The organism is Hydrogenophaga electricum, from assembly GCF_030160815.1.
Taxonomy (GTDB): Bacteria; Pseudomonadota; Gammaproteobacteria; order Burkholderiales; family Burkholderiaceae_C; genus Hydrogenophaga; species Hydrogenophaga electricum.
In genome coordinates, this window is record NZ_BSPB01000211.1 from 1 (window position 1) to 509 (window position 509).

General features: G+C 43.8%; 1 protein-coding gene. It reads left to right on the top strand.

The window, feature by feature from the left end; genetic code table 11:
• Window positions 1-18: 18 nt before the first annotated feature.
• The coding region (locus QQK43_RS23850; protein WP_284309670.1) for a photosystem I psaA/psaB family protein at window positions 19-509 on the top strand (491 nt) is incomplete at its 3' end.

A 509-nucleotide genomic window follows, 5' to 3' on the forward strand; every position in this document is an offset into this window, starting at 1 on the left:
TTCCAAGACGTAGAATCCATGTTGAATCATCACTTAGCAGGGTTATTAGGACTTGGGTCTCTTTCTTGGGCGGGGCACCAAATCCATGTATCTTTACCGATTAACCAATTTCTTGACGCTGGGGTTGATCCTAAGGAGATACCACTTCCTCATGAATTTATCTTGAATCGCGACCTTTTGGCTCAACTTTATCCTAGTTTTGCCGAAGGAGCAACCCCTTTTTTCACCTTGAATTGGTCCAAATACGCAGAATTTCTTAGTTTTCGCGGAGGGCTAGATCCAATACCCGGCGGTCTATGGTTGAGCGATATTGCGCACCATCATTTAGCTATTGCTATTCTTTTCCTGATCGCAGGTCATATGTATAGGACCAACTGGGGTATTGGTCATGGCCTGAAAGATATTTTGGAGGCTCATAAAGGCCCATTTACAGGACAGGGCCATAAAGGTCTCTATGAAATCCTAACAACGTCATGGCATGCTCAATTATCTCTTAACCTAGCTATGCT